Origin of the sequence: Sporomusa sp. (assembly GCF_035561255.1) — a bacterium.
Lineage (GTDB): Bacteria > Bacillota > Negativicutes > Sporomusales > Sporomusaceae > Sporomusa.
Genome location: NZ_DATMXX010000066.1, coordinates 1 through 4,714, shown reverse-complemented (window position 1 = coordinate 4,714; position 4,714 = coordinate 1). Strand labels below are relative to the sequence as shown.

Annotated in this window: 3 protein-coding genes, 3 tRNA genes and 1 rRNA gene; 6 read left to right on the top strand and 1 reads right to left on the bottom strand. The window is 44.3% G+C overall.

Annotated features, from left to right (window positions below; all coding sequences use genetic code 11):
* The 6 genes from rrf to VN379_RS03825 all read left to right on the top strand — a co-directional run.
* Positions 1-78: ribosomal RNA gene (rrf, locus tag VN379_RS25250) — 5S ribosomal RNA — on the top strand; the annotation flags it as partial.
* A gap of 9 nt (positions 79-87) precedes the next feature.
* Positions 88-163, top strand: a tRNA-Asn gene (locus VN379_RS03845).
* Between the two features lie 3 nt (positions 164-166).
* Positions 167-241 (top strand) — tRNA-Glu (locus tag VN379_RS03840).
* Positions 242-421: 180 nt separating this feature from the next.
* Positions 422-497, top strand: a tRNA-Val gene (locus tag VN379_RS03835).
* 138 nt (positions 498-635) lie between these two features.
* Positions 636-2,276, top strand: coding sequence for a sensor histidine kinase (locus VN379_RS03830; protein ID WP_325530972.1), 1,641 nt, complete (start codon positions 636-638; stop codon positions 2,274-2,276).
* Positions 2,277-2,356: 80 nt separating this feature from the next.
* Positions 2,357-2,872 (top strand): transcription repressor NadR, encoded by a 516-nt coding sequence (locus VN379_RS03825; protein WP_325530970.1) that lies wholly within the window; start codon positions 2,357-2,359, stop codon positions 2,870-2,872.
* 33 nt (positions 2,873-2,905) lie between these two features.
* On the opposite strand, the gene VN379_RS03820 is transcribed toward VN379_RS03825, so the two are convergent.
* Positions 2,906-4,714 (bottom strand): ATP-binding protein (locus tag VN379_RS03820; protein WP_325530968.1); only part of this gene is annotated, 1,809 nt, incomplete at its 5' end.

Below are 4,714 nucleotides of genomic sequence, written 5' to 3'. Positions count from 1 at the left end.
TCGAACACAGTAGTTAAGCTCACACACGCCGAAGGTACTTGGTTGGAAGCGACCTGGGAGATTAGGTAGTTGCTAATTTTTGATAATTCCTCGATAGCTCAGTTGGTAGAGCAATCGGCTGTTAACCGATCGGTCGTAGGTTCGAGTCCTACTCGAGGAGCCATCTGGCCCGTTGGTCAAGCGGTTAAGACACCGCCCTTTCACGGCGGTATCAAGGGTTCGATTCCCTTACGGGTCACCATAAGCAGCGAACCAGGTTCTCACGAGCCAATAGGCGAAATGAGAACCTGAGTAAGTCGCTTACTTCCGAGCGGAAGTGATAAGCAGAGAGCCATGTTTTTAGAAGCGAGAGCGACACGAAAACATGTGCGAATCGCTTAGTTCTGAGTGATAGCGAAGAACATCCTTATATTAGTTACACGGGCGATTAGCTCAGCCGGGAGAGCGCCTGCCTTACAAGCAGGATGTCGGCGGTTCGATCCCGTCATCGCCCACCATGCAAAAAAAGAGAAGCTTTCAGCATAGTCTGAAAGCTTCTTTTTTTTTGTTTGTGAAAAATTCAGCAAACGATTAGTTTCTTTGCAGGAAAAGTCTGAATTTTGGCGAATTGTGTCAGAAAAAGGTGGTGACGGTCCTTGCTCTCCGGAAGTAAAAATAAAACGGCAACAGTAATGGTTGGCACAATTCTGATAGCAATCATTGGTGGCTTGATCGTTAATTATTTCAATTATCAATATCGGGTTGTAGTGGCAGGCGAGCGGGATCGTCTTGCCGTAGCAGCCAATTATCTAGATATGTATTTTGATACCCGGCTTGCAGGGATAAAGATGTTAGCGGCCAGCCCTGGTGTCAAAAGTCTTGAACCGGAGCTGGCGCGAAGCGATTTATTGGCAGCAACTGATGTAATTGGGGTCGCTAATTTCGCTTTATATGATCAGAACAGCCACCTGATTACTGATGTGGGAAGTATTTCAGGCGCGGACAACTCACTTTTTGAACAAGGGAATTATAATAAAGATTTAAAGTCTGCCCTGTCAGGAAAGATTGTGGTATCTGACAGGATTATTTATGGGAGTCTGGAGAATGCCTGTATTAGCATGTTAGTTCCAATTACTGACGGCAGTGACCGCGTAACAGGCGTTTTATCAGCGCATGTGCCTATTAGTGAAATAAGTACGTCTGTGCTGCAAGAACGTATGCCGGTAAACCAGTATATTTTTGTTATTGACAGTAGTGCGCAGGTGATTCACCATCCCCGTTTGCTGGAGCTTTATCCGGAAAGCTCCTCCTATAAAAACCAGTTTAGTTGGATGTTGAATAATAACTCAGGTATGATGGAATTTAATTCGTTTTTGGATGGAATGGATAAAGTGTTCATTTATACTGACTTATATAATGCTAATTGGCGAATGATTATGGTAATCCCACTTGATGCTTTGTATGCCAGAGTTCTGAGCAAATCGCTGGAGGATGCAGCTAGTTTCTTTTTTCTAGCTATTTGCTTTGGACTTTTATATGGGGTCTGGCGTCAGGCCAAACAGCATGAACGTGAGCGGGAACAACTACGCATGGAGCGAATGGTATGTGTTAATCAGTTAGCTGCCGGTATTGCCCATGAAATCAGAAATCCGCTTACTGCAATAAAGGGATTTATTCAGCTTATGGCACGACGCAATGACCGGCCACCGCGACCGGAACACCTGGAGATCATTGTTGCTGAAATCGGCCGGATAGACAGCCTGATTAGCGAGTTTCAGATGTTGGCGCGACCACCTAAAGAGCCGTTTTTTGAAAAAGTGAATGTTTGCAAACTGTTGCAGGATGTTGCCTTTCTCATGGAGGGCCAACTACATACAAAAAATGCTACTGTCACTGTTACACTGCCTGCTTTAGGCTGTAATGTGGTTGGTGATATTTGCCAGCTTAAGCAAGTATTTATTAATTTACTGAAAAATGCTGTAGAAGCGGTTCCCTACGAGGGGCGGGTTATTGTTGCTATAGGCAGACAACAGGGGATGATGGCAATAACTGTAGAAGATAACGGGAACGGAATCCCGCGGGAGATCATTGAAAAGTTAGGAACTCCATTCTTTACGACCAAAGATTATGGTACTGGTCTGGGTTTATCCGTATGTTATAGTATAGTGCAAAATCATGGCGGCAGAATTATTGTTGATAGCCAAGTTGGCCAAGGGACTACTTTTACTGTATTATTGCCGTCAGGGGATGAGAGTGTGTTGTTGACTGTAGATGAACAATGCAATTTTGGTGTATAATATAGGCGATAGTTTAAATATGGTGCAATTCTATGATAATAAATTTTCAGGCTTAGCGGGCAACCGGAGGAGAGTTTTTGATGGAAGCAAAAGAACGGCGTCAACATATCATCAGCTTGCTGAAAAGTACCGGTAAACCGCTAACCGGTACAGTATTGGCAAAAGAGTTAGGGGTAAGCCGGCAGGTGATTGTTGGTGATGTTGCTATATTACGGGCGTCCGGCGCTGAAATATATGCTACGCCACAAGGGTATGTTATTTTGCCGGTAACCGCCAGTGGCACAGTTACCGCTAGATTTGCCTGCAGTCATAGTGTTGATCGTATGGAAGAGGAACTTGCAATTATTGTTGATAACGGTGGCCGGGTTCTGGATGTCAGTGTTGAACATCCCGTATATGGCGAGATTAAAGCCAGCCTGATACTGGCTTCACGATATGATTTGGCCGAGTTTTTGCATAAATCGGCTAAGAGTGGTGCTATACCTTTGTCTGTTGTTACTGGTGGGGTACATTTGCATACGGTGGAAGCGCCCACAACCGATATTTTACATAAAATTGCCGCTGAGCTTAGGGCTCTGAGAATATTGCTTGAGTGACGTGGCAGCGAAGATAAAAGCAGGATGCTGAGGCTAAGAGAGCTGCGCGGCTGATACTTTAAACCTAACGAAGAAAGTTGTTCCTCTGGTGCTTGTTGTTATGTCGATAGTGGCCTGATGCCGGGCGGCAATGCTGTAGCATACCGGTAGTCCAAGCCCGGTGCCGGTTTCTTTGGTAGTTAGGAACGGTGTGCCTAGTTGTTTAAAAACACTGGGGGTAATTCCCGGGCCTTCATCAGTTACGGCCAGGACTACCGAGGTATTGGCAACATCATACCATGTCCGGATATAGACGATTCCGCCTGCCGGACTGGCTTCGAGCGCATTTCGCACCAGATTGAGCAGTAGTTGCTGGATCTCTTTTTCATCAAGCGCAAGGTTCGGGATGTCGCTTAACTCAAGACTAATCTCTTTGTGACCAGTAGTTGCATCTGCCTTCATTAACGGCAACACAGAGTTGATAATACTGTTAAGTTGAGTCGATTTTAAGTCAATCAGTTTGTTCTTAGCTAAGGTTAGAAACTCTGTAATTATGTTATTGGCTCTATCTAACTCATCAGTCATAATTGTAAAATACTCATAGTAGCCGGCTAAAGCCGGCTTTTTTGCTAGCAATTGGAGAAAACCTCGTACTGTTGTCATAGGATTTCTCACTTCATGGCCAATGCTTGCTGCCATCTGGCCGATAAGATTAAGCCTGTCCAGCCTGGCTAGTTCAAGCTCTCTGTTGCGGCGTTCAGTAATATCATAAACAGATGTCAGCAGGCAATGTTGGCCCATATGTTTGATAAGTTCAGCTGATAGTAAGCCAATCCGAATATCACCACTTTTAGTGATCAGTTCAAATTCAAAGTCATGAATGAACTTTTCCGTGTATGCCAGCCTAAGCAATCGTTCTCTTTCGCTGGGAAATCTCCATATCTCCCGTTCCATTCCTGGCTGAGCAATAATTTCCTGGTGACTGTAACCAGTATGCCTGATAAAACTTTCATTCACGTGAATAAAGTAACCCTCGGCAAGGTTGTAAAGTGCCAGCGGTGTGGGGCTGAAAAAGGCCTGTTTTGATGTTGACTTCTGGCGATAAACCAATTCTTTATGAAGTGCTCTAGCTTCTCCTCTGGATGATAGTATATTTGTGAGGAGGTTGTTTTGAGTTGAATCTTCACTGGCAAGTAGTAGGTTTTGGGGGGAGTCAGACCCGTTAATAGCAGATGGACAGGATTTCAGTAAACATTCGACAAGTTCAGTGCGATGGATTTTCTCATGGATAAGTCGGTGGAAGTTAAAACAGGCCCATGCACCAAGTGGGGTAAGAATGAAAAGTGTCAAGATAGTTGTTTGAACTACCTGAATAGAGCCTGTATAATAAAGGGAAATTCCGATCTGGACACCGGTATAGATAAGTGCCATGAGAAATCCGATTTCTATCCACATATTGTGAGCGCACTTGCTAAAGTTAGGTTTATATAAGCGTAACAGACTGCCAAAAGCTGAAAAAACATAAAGTGATATGATGTCGCCGATAATACCGTTGCCACCTAGATGCCAAAGGAACAGTGCCCCGATGCTGGCAGCTACAATTGCTGCAATCGGGCCACCAATATAACCGGACATTGTAAGAATAATATGCCGGAAATCGACAATTGAGCTATTTGTGATAAAAATACCTTCTCGCATGGCCAACACAGAACAAATACCCAAGATAACGCCCCAGACAAGGGGCGTGGAACTCTTGGGAAAAGTAAGCGTGATACAACTGCCAAGAGATGATATTGCTAGAGTTACAAAAATATTCGATATAAATAGAACAGTTTGCTCCCAATGGTTCATTTGATAACACTC

What these genes read in the sequence shown, in the direction of transcription:
- VN379_RS03825 (WP_325530970.1), top strand. Translation starts at nt 2,357, where the DNA reads ATGGAAGCAAAAGAACGGCGTCAACATATCATCAGCTTGCTGAAAAGT.